Annotated in this window: 20 protein-coding genes and 2 pseudogenes; 11 read left to right on the forward strand and 11 right to left on the reverse strand. The window is 69.6% G+C overall.

All coding sequences use genetic code 11. The features are described 5' to 3' along the window. Positions 1 to 84: 84 nt before the first annotated feature. Positions 85 to 1,281, forward strand: coding sequence for an abortive phage infection protein (locus QF035_RS34725; RefSeq protein ID WP_307524559.1), 1,197 nt, complete (start codon positions 85 to 87; stop codon positions 1,279 to 1,281). Positions 1,282 to 1,348: 67 nt separating this feature from the next. Here QF035_RS34725 and QF035_RS34730 read toward each other — a convergent pair whose 3' ends face one another. Then, positions 1,349 to 1,921: a class I SAM-dependent methyltransferase gene (locus QF035_RS34730; RefSeq protein WP_307524560.1), complete on the reverse strand. Its 573-nt coding sequence runs from the start codon at positions 1,919 to 1,921 to the stop codon at positions 1,349 to 1,351. A 55-nt stretch (positions 1,922 to 1,976) separates the two neighbouring features. On the opposite strand from QF035_RS34730, the gene QF035_RS34735 reads away from it, so the two are divergent. After that, positions 1,977 to 2,762: an AraC family transcriptional regulator gene (locus tag QF035_RS34735; protein WP_307524562.1), complete on the forward strand. Its 786-nt coding sequence runs from the start codon at positions 1,977 to 1,979 to the stop codon at positions 2,760 to 2,762. Between the two features lie 14 nt (positions 2,763 to 2,776). Here QF035_RS34735 and QF035_RS34740 read toward each other — a convergent pair whose 3' ends face one another. After that, entirely contained in the window at positions 2,777 to 3,379 is a 603-nt protein-coding gene (locus QF035_RS34740; protein ID WP_307524564.1) for a CGNR zinc finger domain-containing protein, read from the reverse strand. Positions 3,380 to 3,435: 56 nt separating this feature from the next. On the opposite strand from QF035_RS34740, the gene QF035_RS34745 reads away from it, so the two are divergent. Together QF035_RS34745 and QF035_RS34750 are read left to right on the forward strand one after the other, a co-directional pair. Then, a complete protein-coding gene (locus QF035_RS34745) occupies positions 3,436 to 4,692 on the forward strand; it encodes an MFS transporter (RefSeq protein WP_307524566.1) in 1,257 nt (418 codons plus the stop codon). Positions 4,693 to 4,729: 37 nt separating this feature from the next. Continuing rightward, positions 4,730 to 5,200: a peptidoglycan-binding protein gene (locus QF035_RS34750; protein WP_307524568.1), complete on the forward strand. Its 471-nt coding sequence runs from the start codon at positions 4,730 to 4,732 to the stop codon at positions 5,198 to 5,200. Between the two features lie 64 nt (positions 5,201 to 5,264). Here QF035_RS34750 and QF035_RS34755 read toward each other — a convergent pair whose 3' ends face one another. Both QF035_RS34755 and QF035_RS34760 read right to left on the reverse strand, forming a co-directional pair. Continuing rightward, entirely contained in the window at positions 5,265 to 5,555 is a 291-nt protein-coding gene (locus tag QF035_RS34755) for a DUF397 domain-containing protein (RefSeq protein ID WP_307524570.1), read from the reverse strand. After that, a pseudogene (locus tag QF035_RS34760) lies at positions 5,537 to 6,369 on the reverse strand (helix-turn-helix domain-containing protein). Before QF035_RS34760 ends, QF035_RS34755 begins: the two are co-directional and overlap by 19 nt. 127 nt (positions 6,370 to 6,496) lie before the next feature. Between QF035_RS34760 and QF035_RS34765 the strand changes: the two are divergent. The 5 genes from QF035_RS34765 to QF035_RS34785 all read left to right on the forward strand — a co-directional run bounded on the left by QF035_RS34765 (position 6,497) and on the right by QF035_RS34785 (position 9,371). After that, entirely contained in the window at positions 6,497 to 6,724 is a 228-nt protein-coding gene (locus QF035_RS34765; RefSeq protein WP_307524572.1) for a hypothetical protein, read from the forward strand. Further along, a complete protein-coding gene (locus tag QF035_RS34770; RefSeq protein ID WP_307524574.1) occupies positions 6,721 to 6,924 on the forward strand; it encodes a hypothetical protein in 204 nt (67 codons plus the stop codon). The genes QF035_RS34765 and QF035_RS34770 overlap by 4 nt, the downstream gene beginning before the upstream one ends. 35 nt (positions 6,925 to 6,959) lie before the next feature. Further along, positions 6,960 to 7,574 (forward strand): DUF1266 domain-containing protein, encoded by a 615-nt coding sequence (locus QF035_RS34775; RefSeq protein ID WP_307524576.1) that lies wholly within the window; start codon positions 6,960 to 6,962, stop codon positions 7,572 to 7,574. Positions 7,575 to 7,724: 150 nt separating this feature from the next. Then, positions 7,725 to 8,471, forward strand: a complete 747-nt coding sequence (gene recO, locus QF035_RS34780) for a DNA repair protein RecO (protein WP_307524578.1) — start codon at positions 7,725 to 7,727, stop codon at positions 8,469 to 8,471. A 48-nt stretch (positions 8,472 to 8,519) separates the two neighbouring features. Further along, positions 8,520 to 9,371, forward strand: coding sequence for an isoprenyl transferase (locus QF035_RS34785; protein WP_200398269.1), 852 nt, complete (start codon positions 8,520 to 8,522; stop codon positions 9,369 to 9,371). A gap of 157 nt (positions 9,372 to 9,528) precedes the next feature. Here QF035_RS34785 and QF035_RS34790 read toward each other — a convergent pair whose 3' ends face one another. The 4 genes from QF035_RS34790 to QF035_RS34805 are packed head-to-tail and all read right to left on the reverse strand — an operon-like array spanning position 9,529 to position 12,710. Further along, positions 9,529 to 9,948: a Fur family transcriptional regulator gene (locus tag QF035_RS34790; protein WP_055613414.1), complete on the reverse strand. Its 420-nt coding sequence runs from the start codon at positions 9,946 to 9,948 to the stop codon at positions 9,529 to 9,531. 59 nt (positions 9,949 to 10,007) lie between these two features. Continuing rightward, positions 10,008 to 10,922 carry a metal ABC transporter permease gene (locus QF035_RS34795; RefSeq protein ID WP_190227970.1) on the reverse strand — a complete coding sequence of 305 codons (915 nt, stop codon included), beginning with the start codon at positions 10,920 to 10,922 and terminating at the stop codon, positions 10,008 to 10,010. Between the two features lie 5 nt (positions 10,923 to 10,927). Then, a complete protein-coding gene (locus tag QF035_RS34800) occupies positions 10,928 to 11,725 on the reverse strand; it encodes a metal ABC transporter ATP-binding protein (RefSeq protein ID WP_307524582.1) in 798 nt (265 codons plus the stop codon). 22 nt (positions 11,726 to 11,747) lie between these two features. Then, positions 11,748 to 12,710, reverse strand: a complete 963-nt coding sequence (locus QF035_RS34805) for a metal ABC transporter substrate-binding protein (protein WP_307524584.1) — start codon at positions 12,708 to 12,710, stop codon at positions 11,748 to 11,750. 216 nt (positions 12,711 to 12,926) lie between these two features. Here QF035_RS34805 and QF035_RS34810 point away from each other — a divergent pair, with 216 nt between their 5' ends. Both QF035_RS34810 and QF035_RS34815 read left to right on the forward strand, forming a co-directional pair. After that, complete coding sequence (locus QF035_RS34810) at positions 12,927 to 14,309, forward strand: glycine--tRNA ligase (protein ID WP_307524586.1); 1,383 nt, start codon at positions 12,927 to 12,929, stop codon at positions 14,307 to 14,309. A 211-nt stretch (positions 14,310 to 14,520) separates the two neighbouring features. Beyond that, entirely contained in the window at positions 14,521 to 15,459 is a 939-nt protein-coding gene (locus QF035_RS34815) for a DUF4394 domain-containing protein (protein WP_307524588.1), read from the forward strand. Positions 15,460 to 15,552: 93 nt separating this feature from the next. Here the strand turns inward: QF035_RS34815 and QF035_RS34820 are convergent. The 3 genes and pseudogenes from QF035_RS34820 to QF035_RS34830 form a co-directional block, all read right to left on the reverse strand. Next, positions 15,553 to 16,957: pseudogene (locus QF035_RS34820) on the reverse strand (cation:dicarboxylate symporter family transporter). A 211-nt stretch (positions 16,958 to 17,168) separates the two neighbouring features. After that, the gene (locus QF035_RS34825) at positions 17,169 to 17,375 is read right to left on the reverse strand and encodes a hypothetical protein (protein WP_055616036.1); all 207 of its coding nucleotides are present in this window, start codon (positions 17,373 to 17,375) and stop codon (positions 17,169 to 17,171) included. 232 nt (positions 17,376 to 17,607) lie between these two features. After that, the gene (locus QF035_RS34830) at positions 17,608 to 19,035 is read right to left on the reverse strand and encodes an MFS transporter (RefSeq protein ID WP_307524590.1); all 1,428 of its coding nucleotides are present in this window, start codon (positions 19,033 to 19,035) and stop codon (positions 17,608 to 17,610) included. Positions 19,036 to 19,097 lie beyond the last annotated feature (62 nt).

The following is a 19,097-nucleotide window of genomic DNA, read 5'->3' on the forward strand; positions in this document are numbered from 1 at the left end:
GGCGGTGGGCGCTCATCCCTTGGTCGGGGTGCCGTAGACCATCGGCCGACAGCCGGAAGTGCCCCGGTTCAACAGACTGGCGGCATGGAGAACACGGGGAACGACAAGGCCGAGAGCGCAGGGATCAGCAGGGCGCGGTTCATGGGGGCAGCGGCGGTCATGGGGGTCGGAGCGGCGGTGGGACTGCCGGCCGCCGGGGCGTCGGCCTCGACGCGCCCGTCCCGGTCGCCCTCTCCGTCGCCGCGAGCCGCCGCCGGTGGGCCGCGCGGGCTCACGCACCGAGGCGTCGTCTACACCGTCGGGGCCGGGGAGACCCCGGGGACGGCGTGGAGCGGGCGGAGGATGCGCGGCGACATCCGGGTGATCGCGGACGACCTGCACGCCGACACCGTCGAGGTCACCGGGGACGGGGTCGAGCGGCTGAACGCCACGGCGAGCGAGGCCGCCGAGCGCGGGCTGCACGTCTGGCTGCAGCCGACGCTGGGGGACGTGCCGGAGCGGGAGATCCTGGAGCACCTGGCGGAGGCGGGCAGGCACGGGGAGCGACTGCGGAAGCAGGGCGCCCGCGTCACCCTCGCCGTGGGGTGCGAGTTCTGGCTGTTCGTGCCGGGGATCGTGCCGGGGGCCGACGTCTTCGAGCGGATCGACAACCTGGAGAAGGGCAACTTCGATCTGGCGAAGGTGCAGAAGCGGCTGGCCGCGTTCACCGCGAAGGCGGCGGCGGCCGGACGGTCCGTCTTCCGCGGCAGGCTCAGTTACGCCGCCATGCAGGACCCGACGTTCGAGAACGTCGACTGGAACCTCTTCGACATCGTGGGCATCGACTACTACTCGTACTTCCCGCAACGAGCCGACTACGTCCGTGAGTTGAGGAAGTTCCAGCGCTGGGGCAAGCCGCTCGCCATCACCGAGTTCGGCACCTGTACGTTCGTCGGCGCCCCGGAACAGGGCGGAATGGGCTGGAGCATCGTCGACTACGGCAAGACACCACCGGAGATCAAGGGGAACGTGGTGCGCAGTGAACGCGTTCAGGCCGCGTACCTCACCGATCTCCTCGACGTCTTCGAGTCGATGAACCTGCATGCGGCGATGGCGTTCGAGTTCGTCACCGCCGACGCTCCGCATCGCCCCGACAAGCCGCTCTACGACCTCGACATGGCCTCGTACGCCATCGTCAAGCCCATCAAGGACCGCCCCGACGACCCCGAATCCGGCTGGCACTGGGAGCCCAAGGAGTCATTCCACGCGGTGGCCCGGCACTACGGCCGGGCGGGCTGCTGAGCGGTCCGTGGCCGGTCGGGTTCACGGCAGGGTGGCGCGGAAGTTCACGGGCGGGCGGCGCAGAGGCTCACGGGCGGGTGGCGCGGAAGCGGACGGCACCGGATTCGGGGTGCCGGTCCACCGACACGTCCTCGAAGCCCGCCTTCGCGAGACGGTCCGGGAGGCCGGTCGGATCCACCGTGTTCATCGTGTCCCGGAAGTGCAGCACCCGGAACCGGAAACTCGGCTGGCTGTCGCACCCGGCGAAGACACCGCCGGGGCGCAGCACGCGGTGCGCCTCCGCGAAGATCCGGTCCTGCTGGGCGGCCGTCGGCACGTGGTGCAGCATCACGAAGCAGACGACGGAGGAGAAGCTCTCGTCCGGCAGTGGCATCGCGGCTCCGTCGGCGTGCAGGATCGTGGCCCGGTCGCCCCACTTCCGCTCCAGCAGGGCGGCCGTGCCCTCGTCGATCTCGACGGCCGTGACACGGGGGACCTGCTCGATCAGTACGCGCAGATTCGCGCCGTAGCCCGGACCGATCTCCAGTACGTCGTCGCCGAGGGGTACGTCCGTCAGGGTCCAGGGGAGGATGTGGTCCCTCGTCGTCCGGGCCCACTTCTCGGAGCTGCACAGTCTGCGGTGTGCTCGGTTCATCGGCATGAGGCGACGGTACGAGCGGGGCGGCGGTGTCCGACACGGGCTACGCTGCCGTCCCATGTCGCCAGACGGACAGCCGGACGGACGGCCGGGCGCACAGCCTGTCGGGCGGTCGGCCGCCACCGCGATCTTCATCGGCCACTTCGCGATGCCGAGGGGCAGCGGGTTCGGCCGGCACTGGCACACGTTCCACCAACTCGCCTGGGCCGCAAAGGGGTTGCTGCGGGTGACCAGTGAGCGCGGCGCCTGGCTGCTGCCGCCGTCGCTGGCGCTCTGGATCCCCGCCGGGCTGGCCCATACGACGAAGGCGGAGGGCGACGCCGTCATGCGGACTCCGTACGTGAACCCGGCGGCGTGCCCGGAGATCACCTGGACCGAACCCACGGTGGTGGGCGTGGACCCGCTGCTCCGGGCACTCGTCGACCACCTCGTACGCACCGATCTCGCCCCGGACGCCCGGTCGCGGGCCGAAGCCGTACTCCTCGACGTACTGCGTCCCGTACCGGTGACGAGCGTGTCCGTGACCGAACCCCGGGATCCCCGGACGCGGGCGGTGGCCCGGGCGCTCGTCCAACATCCGGACGACGGGCGGGCGTTGGAGGCCTGGGGCAGGGAGGTCGGCGCGAGCGCCCGTACGCTGGCCCGGCTCTTCGTCGCCGAGACGGGCCTCGCCTTCGGCCAGTGGCGCGAACGCCTGCGCATGCAGCTCGCGATGCCGCTCCTCGCCGAGGGGCTGACGACGGAGGCGGTGGCCCGGCGGGTGGGATACGCCTCCGCCAGTTCGTTCGTGGCGGCGTTCCGGCGGATCGTGGGCGTCACGCCCCGGCAGTACTTCCCGGTCTGAGGCTGAACCACGTACTACGAGTTGCCGGAGCCCGAGCCCGATTCGGTGTCCGTGGCCCTCTGCCCCCGGCGGTGGGCCGCGACGCGTTCGCGGGTGGCGCAGCGGCGGGAGCAGTAGCGGCGAGCCGGGCCCGGGCCCGAGGTGAGGTAGACGTTCCGGCAGGCGGGGGAGGCGCAGAGGCCGCCGGGCGGGCGCTGGTGGTCCCAGAGGAGGACGGTCAGCGCCAGACAGGACGAGGTCAGGAACCACTCGTTCCAGGGGGCGTCGTCGTGGCTGTCGAGGTGGGGGTGCCACGGAGCGCTGCCGCCGTGCGAGGTGAGCCGCAGCGGTCCGGTCTGTTCCGCCAGCAGGCGGTTGAGGGCTGCCGCGGCGGCGTCGACGTCCTCGGCTGCGAAGACCTCACGGAGGAGGAGAGCGGCCGCACGCATCCGTACGACGTCGTCCGGGGCGAGCTCGACGGGCTCCGACTCGCCGTACTCCCGCAGTACTTCGGCCACTTGTCTGGGCTGGGGCGCCCGGTCGTCCGCACTGGACAGGGTGTTGATCAGGGCCGCGGTGCGCCGGGCGTTGGCCAGGACGGAGTGCCGTGTGGACCAGTCGTCGGGGAGGGCTGCCATGAGCCGAATGTAACGCATATTGCTAAGGTTTGAGTTACGTACGTAACGTCATCCCGATGAAGAGGCGTTACGCGATGGGGTCCTTCCTCGCCGGGGCGGCAGCGGCGCGGGCGGGCGACGAGATGTCCGGTCCCGCGCTGTTGCTGGCGGGCTACGCGGTCGGAGGGTCGGCCACGGAGGCGTCGGCGCTGCTCGCGGGCATCACGGTCTCGGCGGCGGTCGGCGGCCCGTTGCTCGGAGCGCTCCTCGACAGGTCCCCGAGGCCGGGCCGCCTGCTGGCCCGGGCCCTCGCCCTGTACGGAACGGGCCTGGTGCTGATCCTCCTGAGCCTCGGCCGCCTTCCCCTCGAACTCACCGTCCTGATCGCCGTGTTCACGGGACTGCTCGGGCCGGCCCTCTCCGGCGGCTGGACCGCCCAACTCCCCAGGGTCGTGCCCCGCGGGCGCATGCCCCGCGCGAACGCGCTCGACGCGATGACGTTCAGCCTGGCGAGCCTGGTCGGCCCGGCACTCGCCGGAGGGCTCGCACACCTCCTCGGAGCACCGGCCGCCGTGGTGGCGTCGGCGGCGCTGATCGCCTGCGCCCTGCCTGCGGCGTGGACCCTGCCGACGGGCCGCGGCCGGGACCAGGATCGAGACCGGGGCCGGGACGGCTACCGCGACCGGGACTGCGACCGGGGCAAGACCCAACCGGCCGCATCCCTGACCGCCGACCTGGCCGCCGGAATCCGCGCCATCACCCGCACCCGACCGCTGGCCCGGGCCACTCTCGCCTCGGTCATCTCCTGCACGGGCCTGGGCATGCTGATCACCTGCACCCCGCTGCTCGGTGAGCGGGCCTTCGGCTCGGCCGCCGAGGGCACGCTGCTCCTGACCTGCACGGCGGTCTCGGCCCTCGCCGCCAACGCCGTACGCGCACGCCGTCCCCGCGCCATCGCGCCGGACACGATCATCTGGGGCAGCACGCTGCTCCTGGCGGCCGCGCTCGTACTGTCCGCGACGGGCCACCCGGTGCTGGTCATCGCAGCGGCGCTGACGGCGGGCGTGGGTGAAGGCCCGCAACTCGCCGCGTTGTTGGCGATCCGGCACCGGGAGTCACCGGAACGCCTCCGCAGCCAGGTCTTCATGACAGGCGCGAGCCTCAAGATCACCGGCTTCGCCCTCGGCGCGGCCGTCGCCGGCCCGCTCGCGACGCACTCACTGCCGACCGCACTCCTGACGGCCGCGGGGGTTCAGCTCGTAGCGGGCCTGAGCTGCGTTGTGTCAACAGGTTCGTATGAGCATGACAGCGACGGTGGAAGCCCGGGAACATGAGTCTGTGCCAGTCGGAAATCCGAGAAGGGGGAAACACGTGCGGACTTTGACGAGAACGTTAGTCGGCGCCACGGCGGTCGCCGGGATCGTCGTCGGCAGCCTTGCCGGTGCGAGCAGTGGTTTCGCGGCGACCGAGGCGGCCACGAAGCCGGCCACGACGCCGGCGGCGAGCGCCGAGGCCGTCAGCCCGCTCGCGGTGGACAACCACGGTCTGTCCACGGGGGAAGCCAGGAACGTCCAGTGCTGGCTGATGGACGACTGGGGTTACCCCGGCCCCCTCAACGGCCAGTTGGACACCGAAAGTTGGAAGGCGATGCAGCGCTTCCTCCAGGCGAACTGGGGGTACCCCGGCCCGATCAACGGAATCCCCGGGGTCGGCACCGACAGGGCCTTGCTGCTTTTCCTGACGGCCGACTACGGCTACCCCGGCCCGATCGACGGAATCTGGGGCCCCCGCGCCACGGTCTCCTTCAAGAAGTTCGCCGCGTGGTGCGCCAGGTCCTGCTGAGCCAGCAGGTGCGGGCAGTGGGGGTGATCCCCGACTGCCCGCGCTTCGTCTGTCGGCCGCCCCGTCAACCGGCGCAGCGCCGCGTCACTTCTCCGACGAACGCGCGCCACGCGTGCGCGGACACCAACAGGACGGGACCGTCAGGGGACTTGCTGTCCCGGACGGGCACGACGCCGGGGACTCCGTCGGCGACTTCGAGGCACGCCTCGCCGCCGTCGCCGCCGCTGTAGGTGCTCTTGCGCCAGCGGGCGGCGCCTATGAAGTCGTAGGCGACCTCGACGCAGGACTCGCCTCCGCTGCCGCCGCTGTAGGTGCTCTTGCGCCACCTGGCATTACTCAGGTCGTACTCGCGCATCGTCTGTGGTCCTCCGCCGCCGATTCGATCAGGGCCTGGGACGCCTCCGGCGACAACGCGGCGGCCCTGAGCAGATCGTAATCCGCCTGGTCCGCTTCACTACTGCTGGATCGTCCAGCAGATTCCCTGAAAGCACGCCCTCTGTATAGACAGTTGGCGGGGCGTCCTCGAACTCCATGAGCGTCATCATCTTGCCCATCTGGGGGTGCGCCCCGACGGAGAACGGAAGCACCTGCACGAGTGCCTTGCGGTCGCGGACCACCGCCGCGATGTGGTCCAGTTGCAGAGCCATCGCTGCGGGGCCACCGACCGGGACCCGCAGTACCGTCTCGTGCAGCACCGCCCAATACACGGGCCGTGTAGCGTCCTTGAGGAGCAGGGCGCGGTCCATCCGCAGCCTCACCATCTCCTCGATGTACTCGTCGGCGGCCAGCGGGTTGCTCGCCAGATAGATCGCGCGTGCGTACTCAGCGGTCTGAGGCAGCCCAGGAAGGACCGCTGGAGCGTACTCGCAGATCTCGGTGGCGAGTCGCTCAAGCTCCGCCGCGTGCGCGAAGTACTCCGCGAACCGCTCTTCCTTGATGAGCTTTCGCCACAGCCTCTCGAAAAAACCTCCGGTTTGTAGAAGGTCATCGATCCGCTGGGCCACATCCAACTGCGGTCGGCGAATTGCCTGTTCGAATTGCCCGATGTAGCCGCCCGACACAAAAACGCGATGACCCAAGTCCACTTGGGTTAACCCGGCCTCCTCGCGGCGCCTCTTCAACTCCGTTCCGAAGAACTCCCAAGCAGCCTGCCGCGAACCATTGGCCATGGCCAAGCCCCCTTGTACTGCCGTGTACTGCACCGACGTTGCTGAGCGTAGAGGTCTTCCAAAGTCTAAGCGGCAAGCGTCACCGTGGAGATGAAAAGCGTGAAACCCAATTGGAAAGGGGAACACGGTGAAGGCTGACGGGATCGGCCACGGCGCACAGTACTCGGCGGCGTGTGTCGAACAAGCGGAGGAAACGGTGAAGGAATTGCGCGCGGCACTGGCAACGGCAGGAATTAAGTTGCCGACACTGGGGATCGACCCGGCAAGTTTGGCGCGGGAGGCCCCTTGTCCGCTCGTCGAATTGGGGCGGTGTTCCGTCGAGACGGCGGCGCGACTCACGGCGGTGCTGGGATGAAGCCGAAGGTCGGGACGTACGTCGTCGACACGAGGACGGGAAGGGTGGGCGTGGTGATGGGGCACGAGGGACCCTACGTACAGCTCAGGCCGTACGGCGGCGGCAAGGAGTGGGACTGCGCACCGGACACCGTCCGGGGAGCCACCGCGGCGGAACGTCTCAGCGCGGCCACCGCGCGCAGCCGCGGCGAGGTCCCCTGAAACGCCTGGAGGGGCCTGTCATAGGGTGCTGCGCCATGGCGATATGGATATGGAAACGTCGCAGGCAGAAGGCCGCGCGAAAGTACCCCGTTCCGCTCACCATGCACCAGCTGTGGATGGTGTCGCTCAGCGCGCCGGTGAACCGTGACCGGGACGCCTCGCGGACGACCCTGTACCCGTTCACCCGCATCGACGACGACAGGGCCGGGCGCTGGCTGGCCGACCAGTGGGAGATCGCCTCGCGTGACGAACTGGTCGGCCGGCTCGACGGCCTCGCCCGGACCGGCTACCGCGCCGGCGCCCGGCGGCGGCTCGGCGTCGAACCTCTGGCGTGGGACGCGGGTCTGTACGTCGACATCACCCGCCGGGGCTTCGCGTGCGGGATGCTCGGCGAGGCCGACGCGTGGACCGCGCTGAAGAACATCGTCCCGGCGGTGGTGAGGTCGTACGCCTCCTGGAACGAGTACGCCGAGCACTATCTGCTGGGCAGGATGGTCTGGCGGGAGAATCTGCGGGGCACCCCGGACGCACCCGCCCCGCAGGCGGTCTCGGACGCCCATCTGAAGTCCCTCCTGGACCCCGCGAACCGGGCCAGCCCCTGGAACATGGCGCCCTGGCACGCGATCAGCCACCCCGACCACACCCGCTGACTCCGTACGCGAGAATGGGCCCATGAGCCTGTTCCGCGACGACGGTGTTGTCCTGCGCACCCAGAAGCTGGGTGAAGCGGACCGCATCATGCTGCGGTCTCCCGGGGGACGACCCCCGTACCCCCAGCCGGAAACCCGTGGGGGCGCGCGATGAGTCTCTTCCGGGACGACGGTGTTGTCCTGCGCACCCAGAAGCTGGGCGAGGCGGACCGCATCATCACGTTGCTCACTCGCGGTCACGGGCGCGTACGTGCCGTCGCGCGAGGCGTGCGGCGGACCAAGTCGAAGTTCGGGGCGCGGCTCGAACCCTTCTCCCACGTCGACGTGCAGTTCTTCGCGCGGGGGAGCGAGCTGATCGGGCGCGGGCTGCCGCTGTGCACACAGAGCGAGACGATCGCTCCGTACGGTGGCGGGATCGTCGCCGACTACGCGCGGTACACCGCCGGGACGGCCATGCTGGAGACCGCCGAGCGGTTCACCGACCACGAGGGCGAGCCGGCCGTGCAGCAGTATCTGCTGCTGGTGGGCGGACTGCGGACGCTCGCGCAGGGCGAGCACGAGCCGCACCTCATCCTCGACGCCTTCCTGCTGCGCTCACTCGCCGTGAACGGCTACGCGCCGAGCTTCGGCGACTGCGCGAAGTGCGGCATGCCGGGACCGAATCGGTTCTTCTCGGTCGCCGCGGGAGGTTCCGTCTGCGTCGACTGCCGGGTGCCCGGCAGCGTCGTACCCTCGGCGGGGGCCCTCGAACTGCTCGCCGCGCTGCTGACGGGGGACTGGGCGACCGCGGACGCGTGCGAGCCGCGGTACGTCCGGGAGGGCAGCGGTCTGGTGTCGGCCTATCTGCACTGGCACCTGGAGCGCGGACTGCGCTCGCTGCGGTACGTAGAGAAATAGGCAAAGAAGTACCCGTAGTCACGTCACGTAAGAGGAGACGAGAAGCACATGGTGGTACGCGGGATCCTGGGGCGCCAGCGCCGCGAGTACAAGACGCCGGAGCCGCACCCGTCCGGCGCCCGCTCGCCCAAGCTCCCCGGCGAGCTGATCCCGAACCACGTGGCGTGCGTGATGGACGGGAACGGCCGCTGGGCCAAGGAGCGCGGGCTGCCGCGCACCGAGGGGCACCGGGTCGGCGAGGGCGTCGTCATGGACGTCCTCAAGGGCTGTCTGGAGCTGGGCGTCAAGAACCTCTCGCTGTACGCCTTCTCGACGGAGAACTGGAAGCGGTCGCCCGAGGAGGTCCGCTTCCTGATGAACTTCAACAAGGACGTCATCCGGCGCCGCCGCGACGAGATGGACGAGCTCGGCATCCGGATCCGCTGGGTCGGCCGCATGCCCAAGCTGTGGAAGTCCGTCGTCCAGGAGCTCCAGATCGCCCAGGAGCAGACGCAGAAGAACGACGCGATGACGTTGTACTTCTGCGTCAACTACGGCGGCCGCGCCGAACTCGCCGATGCCGCGAAGGCGCTGGCCGCGGATGTCGCCGCCGGGAAGCTCGACCCGGACAAGGTCACCGAGAAGACCATCCAGAAGTACCTCTACTACCCGGACATGCCGGACGTGGACCTGTTCCTGCGCCCGAGCGGCGAGCAGCGCACCTCCAACTACCTGATCTGGCAGTCCAGTTACGCCGAGATGGTCTTCCAGGACGTCCTGTGGCCCGACTTCGACCGCCGCGACCTGTGGCGTGCCTGCGTGGAGTACGCCTCCCGCGACCGCCGCTTCGGCGGAGCCGTCCCCAACGAGGACCTCCTGGCAATGGAAGAGGGCATGCGGGGGCGCCCCGAAGGGGCCTGATCGTTTCGTTCGGACGTGCGGGCCGGTGGGGCCTGATCGCGCAGTTCCCCGCGCCCCTAAAGACAAAAGCCAGGGGCGCAACCCCGCTTTTCAGGGGCGCGGGGAACTGCGCGAGCAACCCTCACGGACCCGCACCCGAAAACGAACCGCCGCCGCCCTACCCCTTGGCGCGCGCAGCGCACTCCGCACAGGTGCCGAAGATCTCCACCGTATGGGCCACGCTCACATAGCCGTGCTCCGCCGCGATGGCCTCCGCCCACTTCTCCACGGCCGGACCCTCCACCTCGACGGCCTTGCCACAGACACGGCACACGAGGTGGTGATGGTGGTCGCCGCTCTCACAGCGGCGGTACACGGATTCGCCGTCCGACGTGCGCAGGACATCGACCTCGCCCGCGTCGGCAAGGGACTGAAGCGTGCGATACACCGTGGTCAGCCCGACGGAGTCGCCCTTGTGCTTGAGCATGTCGTGCAGGTCCTGGGCGCTGCGGAACTCGTCCACCTCGTCGAGCGCCGCCGCCACGGCGGCACGCTGCCGGGTGGAACGGCCCCGAACGGGCGGTCCAGCGGTAGTCACCGTTGCCTCCAAACGTCTGCGGCTTGCCGGGCCATTGTGCCAGCCCGGACAGGGCGCAGTCAGACGCCGACCTTTCCGGTGGGTGTGCGCGTGGCCGGAATCGCGCACTCCGCCGGATCGCCGGCCTCCTGGGCCGCGGCCTGCGCGGCGGCCCGCGCCCTGCGCCGGGCCAGTGGTGTCGCCAACGCCGTGAGCAGGATGAACACGCCGATGGTCAGCAGGACGATCGTCGCACCGGGCGGCACGTCCTGGTAGTACGAGGTCACCGTGCCGCCGATGGTCACGCTCACCCCGATCGCCACCGCGATCGCGAACGTGGCGGCGAAACTGCGGCTGAGCTGCTGCGCGGCGGCCACCGGCACCACCATCAGCGCGGAGACCAGCAGCAGGCCGACGACCCGCATGGCGACCGTGACGGTGACCGCCGCGGTGACGGCCGTGAGCAGGTTCAGGGCGCGCACCGGCAGCCCGGTGACCCGCGCGAACTCCTCGTCCTGGCTCACCGCGAACAGCTGCCGCCGCAGCCCGACCGTGACGAGCACGACGAAGGCCGCCAGCAGACAGATCGCCGTCACGTCCTCCTCGGAGACCGTGGAGAGCGAGCCGAAGAGGTACGAGGTCAGGTTGGCGTTGGAGCCGCCGGGCGCGAGGTTGATGAACATCACGCCGCCCGCCATGCCCCCGTAGAACAGCATCGCCAGCGCGATGTCGCCGCGCGTCTTGCCGTACCAGCGGATCAGTTCCATCAGGATCGCGCCGACCACGGAGACGGCCGTGGCCATCCACACCGGGGACCAGGAGAGCAGGAAGCCGAGGCCGACGCCGGTCATCGCGACATGGCCGATGCCGTCGCCCAGCAGGGCCTGGCGGCGCTGCACGAGGTAGATGCCGACGGCGGGTGCGGTGATGCCGACGAGGACCGCGGCGAGCAGGGCCCGCTGCATGAAGGCGTAGTCGAGGATTTCGAGGTTCATGGCGATCAGCTCAGCAGTCCCGTCCGGATCGGTTCGGCGTCGTGAGCCGCGTGGGGGTGTACGTGGTCGTGGCCGGGCAGCGCGTGCTGGCCGAGTGCCTGCGGGGGCGGGCCGTCGTGCATGACGCAGCCGTCGCGCAGCACGACCGCGCGGTTGATCAGCGGCTCCAGCGGGCCCAGTTCGTGCAGGACGAGCAGGACGGAGGCGCCCTGGGAGACCTGCTCTCGCAGGGTCTCCGCGAGCACCTCCTGGCTGGCCAGGTCCACGCCCGCCATCGGCTCGTCCATGATCAGCAGTTCGGGTCCGGCGGCGAGGGCACGGGCGATGAGTACGCGCTGGTGCTGCCCGCCGGACAGCGCGTTCACCGAGTCCTTGGCCCGGTCCGCGAGGCCGACCAGGGCGATGGCCCGCTGAACCGCCTCGCGGTCGGCCCTGCGCAGGACACCGAAGCGGGCCCGGGACAGCCGCCCGGAGGACACCACCTCGGTCACCGTGGCCGGTACGCCGCCGGCGGCGGTCGTGCGCTGCGGTACGTAACCCACGCGCGACCAGTCGCGGAAGCGGCGCCGCGGGGTACCGAACAGCTCGATCTCGCCGCTGGTGACCGGCACTTGGCCGATGACCGTGCGGACGGCCGTCGACTTGCCGGAGCCGTTGGCGCCGAGCAGCGCGACGACCTCACCGCGGTTCACGGTGAGGTCGATACCGCGCAGGACGGGGCGTGAGCCGAGCTCGGCCGTCACACCGCGCAGGGATATGACGGGCGATGCGCCGGGCTCGTCCCTCGTGCCGCCGTCCTTCATACCGCCACCCTCCGGGGGTTGGTCACTTCGCGCCCAGTGCCGACTGCAGCGCCTTGAGGTTGGACTCCATCACCTGGAAGTAGTCGTCACCGCGGGACTTCTTCGTGATGCCCTCGATCGGGTCGAGCACATCGGTCTTGAGGTTCGCGTCCGCGGCGATGGTCTTCGCGGTCTTGTCGCTGACGAGGGTCTCGTAGAAGACCGTGGAGACGCCGTCGGCCTTGGCCATCTTCTCAAGGTCCTTGACGCGGTTGGCGCTGGGCTCGCTCTCCGGGTCCAGGCCGTTGATGGCCTCCTCGGTGAGGCCATAGCGCTCGGCGAGATAACCGAAGGCGGCGTGCGTGGTGATGAAGACCTTCGTCCTGGTGTTCTTGAGGCCGTCCTCGAACTGCTTGCCGAGGGCGTCCAGTTGCTTCACCAGGGCCGCGGTGTTCTTCGTGTAGTCCGCCGCGTTGTCCGGGTCGGCCTTCTCGAAGGCCTTGCCCACACCCTCGGCGACCTCGGCGTACTTCACGGGGTCGAGCCAGATGTGCGGGTCCTCGCCGGAGCCCTCCTCGCCCTCGTGGTCGTCGTGCTCGGCCGCGTGGCCGCCGACCTCGTTGCCGTGCTTCTCCAGGCTGGTGAGGGTGGCCGCGTCGATCTTCGTCTTGATCTCGGACTGGGCGACCGCGTCGTCGACGGAGGGCTGGAGGTGCTTCAGATAGAGGGCCACGTCCGACTCCTGGAGCTGCGCGGTCTGCTTGGCGCTGATCTCCAGGTCGTGCGGCTCCTGGCCGGGCTCGGTCAGCGTGCTCACGCTGACGTGGTCCCCGCCTATTCGCTCGGCTATGAACTGCAACGGGTAGAACGACGCCACGACGTCGAGCTTCCCGCTGTTGTCGTCGGCCGCGTTGGACTCGGACGAGCAGGCGGAGAGGAGCCCGAGACCCAGGGCGGTGGCCGCGGCGACCGCGGTGCCGGTTACAAGACGTCGTCGTACGTTCATGACACCCATTTTCAACAATTCTGGAAACGGTTGTCAATAACGCACCTTGTGATCTGGGCTTCATCCCGGTATGGGAGGGGTGTGACGGGAGAGGTGGGGACGGTGTGCGGCCAGGACCCGAACCGATTTGATCCGGGGGCAGGGACCGCCGGTAATCTGAAGCATTCGCTCTGAAGCAACTGCTTCGTCGCCCGTCGTCGTAATGAAGAGAGCACCGTGGCCGCCGACAAGATCGACACCATCGTCAGCCTGAGCAAGCGCCGTGGCTTCGTCTACCCGTGCAGTGAGATCTACGGCGGCCAGCGAGCCGCCTGGGACTACGGGCCGCTGGGTGTCGAGCTCAAGGAGAACATCAAGCGCCAGTGGTGGCGCTACATGGTGACGTCGCGCGAGGACGTCGTCGGTATCGACTCGTCCGTGATCCTGGCGACGGAGGTCTGGGTGGCCTCCGGTCACGTCGCCACCTTCACCGACCCGCTCACCGAGTGCACCTCGTGTCACAAGCGCTTCCGTGCCGACCACCTTGAAGAGGCGTACGAGGCCAAGCACGGCAAGCAGCCCGAGAACGGCCTCGCGGACGTCAACTGCCCGCACTGCGGCAACAAGGGCCAGTTCACCGAGCCCAAGCAGTTCTCCGGCCTGCTCTCCACGCACCTCGGCCCCACCCAGGACAGCGGCTCCGTCGCCTACCTGCGCCCCGAGACCGCGCAGGGTATCTTCACCAACTTCGCCCAGGTCCAGCAGACCTCGCGCCGCAAGCCGCCGTTCGGCATCGCGCAGATGGGCAAGTCCTTCCGCAACGAGATCACGCCCGGCAACTTCATCTTCCGTACCCGCGAGTTCGAGCAGATGGAGATGGAGTTCTTCGTCAAGCCGGGCGAGGACGAGAAGTGGCAGGAGTTCTGGATGCAGGAGCGCTGGAACTGGTACACCGGCCTCGGTCTCCGCGAGGAGAACATGCGCTGGTACGACCACCCGGCCGAGAAGCTCTCGCACTACTCCAAGCGCACCGCCGACATCGAGTACCGCTTCCAGTTCGGCGGCAACGAGTGGGGTGAGCTGGAGGGCGTCGCCAACCGCACGGACTACGACCTCTCCGCGCACTCCAAGGCCTCCGGCCAGGACCTCTCCTACTTCGACCAGGAGGCCGGCGAGCGCTGGACTCCGTACGTCATCGAGCCCGCGGCCGGTGTCGGCCGCGCGATGCTGGCGTTCCTCCTGGACGCCTACGTCGAGGACGAGGCGCCCAACGCCAAGGGCAAGATGGAGAAGCGGACCGTTCTGCGGCTCGACCCCCGGCTTTCGCCGGTGAAGGTCGCGGTGCTTCCGCTGTCGCGCAACCTCGAGCTGTCGCCGAAGGCGAAGGGGCTTGCCGCGGCGCTCCGTCAGCACTGGAACATCGACTTCGATGACGCCGGGGCCATCGGTCGTCGGTACCGGCGGCAGGACGAGATCGGTACGCCGTTCTGTGTGACGGTGGACTTCGACACGCTGGACGACAACGCGGTTACTGTTCGCGAGCGGGACTCGATGAAGCAGGAGCGCGTGTCGCTGGACCAGATCGAGGGGTACCTGGCGAGCCGCCTTGTCGGTTGCTGATCGCTCCGCGGGGGTGCGCCGTTTGAAGCTGCGGGTTCGTCGTGGCTGGTCGCGCAGTTCCCCGCGCCCCTAAAAGCAAATGCCCCGGTTCTGTCACGTCCGTAACGGATGTAATGGAACCGGGGTTTTTGCAATCCGGGGGGACGGGGGTTCCGAAGGAGGGGGCAGACGGTCCGCAGGGGGTGGGCCGGCACCTTCTACGGGGGTTCGGATGCGCAAGCAAGCAGTCATGGGCGTACTGGCGATGGCGGTGGCGCTCGGGACGGTCGGTGCCGTTGGTGCCGGGGCGTTGGGCGGGTCGGCGGAGGAGAGTGGCTCCGGGGCCGGGGCCGGGGCCGGGGTCGAGGCCAAGGGTGGTGGGGGCGGGCTGCCGGAGGCGCTCGCGCCCAGCGGGCTGCGGGCCGTCGGGCTCACCGCGGACCAGAAGCTCGTCCTGTTCCGCGTCGACAGGCCGGGAGCCGCGGTGCCGCTCGGGAAGGTCGACGGGCTCAAGGGCGACCGGACGCTGGTCGGGATCGACTACCGCGTTCAGAATCGAAAGCTGTACGCCGTCGGGGACCAGGGTGGCATCTACACGATCCGTGAGGCGGGCGCCCGCGCCACCAAGGTCTCGCAGCTCAGCGTGGCCCTCCAGGGCAAGGCCTTCGGCGTCGACTTCAACCCGGCCGCCAACCGGCTCCGGGTCATCAGCGACACCGGCCAGAACCTCCGCCACAACCTCGACGACCCGGCCGGCGCACCGGCTCCAGGCACCACCGCCGTCGACGGCACCCTCACCAACCCGCCGGTGCCCCCGAACCCGGGTGCCACCGCGCTGGGCGTGACCGGGGCCGCGTACACGAACAACGACCTCGACGCGACGACGGCCACCACCCTCTTCGACCTCGACACCACGCTGGACCAGGTGTCGGTGCAGTCGCCCGCCAACGCAGGCAACCTCGCACCGACGGGCAAGCTGGGCGTGGACGCGCCGCTGAACTCCGGGTTCGACATCTACAGTTCGGCCCGGAACGGGACGAACACCGGGTACGCGGTGACGGGCGGCAAGTCGTTCCGGGTCAACCTGCTGACGGGGAAGCTGAGTTCGCTCGGCTCGTTCCCGCACGGGCGGCAAGTCGTGGATGTCGCGCTGCCGCTGAACCAGGGGTGACGAGGACGACAACTGGCCTGTGATGACCGGCAGTTGAGGGGTGGCGGCCGACGGGTGAAGTCCGTCGGCCGCCACCCCTCCTGTCCTGGCCGGTCAACTTCCTTCGGTGGCGGGCTGCTTGGTGAGAGCGGTGGGCTGGGCGGGGAGCGCGTCCGCACCTTCGGGGACGGGAGGCTTCGAGGGCGCGTCCTTCTCCTCCTGCTCCTCCACGAAGGGGAGTTCGCCGTCGACACCTTCTTGGCGCGGGTCGAGTCCAGGGCGCCCTCCCAGCGGGAGACGGCGACGCAGTTGCCGAGCAGGTTGGTGGCGACGCGCATCGAGTCCATGATGCGGTCCACGCCGAGGAGCAGGGCGACGGCTCCCACGGGGATGACTCCGAGCGCGGAGGCGGTCGCCGACAGGGCGAGGAACGCCGAACCCGGCACGCCCGCCATGCCCTTGCTGGTCAGCATCAGGATCAGTACGACGGTGATCTGCTGGCCCAGTGAGAGGTCCACGCCGACGGCCTGGGCGATGAAGAGCGTGCCGACGGAGAGGTAGATCGAGGCTCCGTCGAGGTTGAAGGAGTACCCGGTCGGCAGGACCAGACCCACCGCGTCGTCGCGGCAGCCGGCGTGGCGGAGCTTCTGCATCATGCGGGGCATGACGGTCTCGCTGGACGCGGTGCCGAGCGCGAGAAGCATCTCCTCGCGGGTGTAGCGGACGAACTTCCACAGGCTGACGCCCGCGACCGCCTTGAGGGCGACGGCGAGCAGCAGCAGGAAGATCAGCGCGGTCGCGTAACAGACGAGGATGAGCTTGCCGTACGTGGACATGACTCCGACCCCGTACTGGCCGACCAGGTGGGCCGTCGCGCCGAAGACCGCGAGCGGGGCGAGCTTCATGACGAAGCCGACTATCGCGAAGACGATCTCCTGGGCCTGCTGCACGGCGGGCAGGATCGCGGGCACCTTGGTGTGGCCGAGGTGGAGCACCGCGGCGCCGGTCAGACAGGCCAGCACCAGGACCTGCACAGCAGCGAGTTCTCGGCGAAGGCGCCGACCGCGCTGTCGGGCAGGGAGTGCAGGATGAACTCGCTGGTCGAGGGCAGCGAGCCGCCACCGGTCTTCTCGTCGACCGCCCAGGCGTCCAGCTTCGACGGGTCGACGTTCATGCCGGCGCCGGGCTGGACGAGGTTCCCGGCGATCAGCCCGAAGAGCAACGCGAACGTGGTCGCGACCTCGAACCAGATCAGGGCCTTGAGTCCGATCCGTCCGAACGCCTTGAGATCGCCGGCCTTGGTGATACCGACGACCACCACGCAGAACACCAGGGGCGAGATCATCGCCATGATGAGCCGGATGAACCCGTCGCCGAGGGGCTGGGCGGCCGTGGCGATGTCCGGCCAAAGTTTTCCGACGAGGATTCCGAGGACGAGTGCGCAGGCGACCTGCGCGAACAGCGAGGTCCGCAGCTTGCGGACGGCGCGTCGCGGCAGGGACGGTACAGACGGTGGCACGGTGTTCCTCCAAGCGACTTCTATCATGCGGAAAAGAACTTCCGCATGGTGATCGTCGTCACTGTGCCCCGGTCGTGTGATCCACAGAAGAACCCGGCCGCGGATCAGGCCAAATCTTGGATGTTGCTCCAAAGACGGAGAGCGCGGTGCGGCGGGGGTCTGGTTCGACCCCCGCCGCACCGCGCTGTGACCGTGTTCGGTCGGTGCTCCCTCAGGCCTCCGACGGATCCACTGTTGCCTGGTGTGCCTCCGCGAGATGCTCCTCGGCCTTCAGCCAGGGCAGGAACTGGGCGGCCTTCCGCCAGCCGCAGGTGTCGCATCTGATCGTCCGCTGCACGCCCGAGCGTTGGACTCGGACGATGTGCTCGCGGCCGTGCTGGTCCCAGCGGCTCACCTTGCTGGTGTTGATCTGCAGCATGACGCCTCCTGGTGGTCGCGCTTTGGTTGCGCGCGCTAGGGCCTGTCTGACAATTCCCGTCGTCGCCCGGAGGGCGGCCTCGCGGCGTCAGGTGCGGCGAGAGTGCGTGCATGGCGTCGCGAGGCAGACGGGAATTGTCAGACAGGCCCTAAGGAGTGTGCAGCAAGAACAACATCAACAGGGACACAACTGTGGTGAGTTGTGTGCGAATTCCGCGCACTGTTCCCTGCGTTCAGGCGATGGCGCGGGGCAGTCGCAGGCTCAGGCCGGTGGTCAGTGCGACCCCGGCGAGCTGGACGAGAAGCGTCGTGACCAGGGCGTCCCGCATGCCGTGGCCCGGGGTGAGGGTGAGGAAGAGGGTGCCGAGGGTGGCCACGCCCAGGGCGAGAGCCGACTGCTGGGCGGTGATCATGACGCCGCTGCCCACGCCGGCGCGGGCCGGGGGGACCTCGGAGAGTATGACGCGGAAGAGGATGGGGAGTTGGAGGGCCTGACCGGCACCCGCGATGATCACGCCGGGCCAGAGTTCGAGACCGCCGACGTGGGGCCAGGAGCTCCACACCGTGAGGGCGAGGACGGCCACGCCGACCGCCTGGACCAGGCCGCCCGCGGTCACCACCCGCGTGCCCCACCGGGCCACCAGCCGCGGGCCCAGGAGGGAGACCACGAAGAAGGACACCGCCATCGGGGCCAGGGTGAGGCCCGCGCGGACCGGGCTCAGGGCGACTCCCTGCTGCAGCGCCACCGCGATGACGAACATGAAGCCGCTGAAGCCGATCGAGAAGGGGAGGATCATCACCAGGCCCCGGCGGAGGGGGAGGTTCGAGAACAGGCTCGGCGGGACCAGCGGGGTGCGACCCAGACGTTCCGCCCGCCGCTCGACGAGGTAGAAGGCCGTCGCCGCTATCGGGAACACCGCCAGGGACACCCACGTCCACAGGGGCCAGCCCGCCGCCCGGCCCTCGGTGAGCGGTGCGAGCAGGGACACCAGGGCGATGGCCAGCAGGGCCGTTCCGGGGCCGTCCACCGGCGCCGGGTGCTGCGAGCGGGTCTCGGGCACGGCCTTGGCGGCCAGGAAGAGGCCCACCAGCACGACCGGCACGTTCACCAGGAAGACCGCGCGCCAGCCGGTGCCCGCGATGTCCGCCGCGACGAGGACGCCGCCGAGGATCTGCCCGGCCACCATGGAGAGCCCGGCCGTGGCCCCGTACAGGCCCATTGCCTTGGCGCGGCGCGGGCCCGCGGTCGCCGACTGGATGGTGGCGAGGACCTGCGGGAGCATCGCAGCCGAGGCCGCGCCCTGCGCGACGCGCGCCGCCACGAGCGTCCACGCGCTCGGCGCGAGCCCGCACGCCAGCGAGGTCAGCCCGAAGGCGATCATCCCGCCGAGGAAGAGCCGACGCCGGCCGAACATGTCGCCGAGACGGCCGCCGAGGACGAGGAGCACGGCGTACGCGACTCCGTATCCGGCGACGACGAGTTCCAGGACCGCGTCGCCCGCGGCCAGGTCGTGGCCGATCGTGGGCAGGGCGACGTTCACGATGAAGAAGTCGATGAGGGGCAGGGCCGCGCCGAGCAGCACGGTGAACAGTCCGAGCCCGCCGAGCACGGGTGGGACGACGGTCGAGCGGGCTGTACGGGAAGCGAGGGTTTCGGTCACGCTGTCGAGAGTGCTCCCCCTCTCAGACTGGTACCAGAGTCTCTTTATCCTGTTACAAGGAG

It is taken from the genome of Streptomyces umbrinus, assembly GCF_030817415.1.
In the GTDB taxonomy this organism is placed as follows: Bacteria; Actinomycetota; Actinomycetes; order Streptomycetales; family Streptomycetaceae; genus Streptomyces; species Streptomyces umbrinus_A.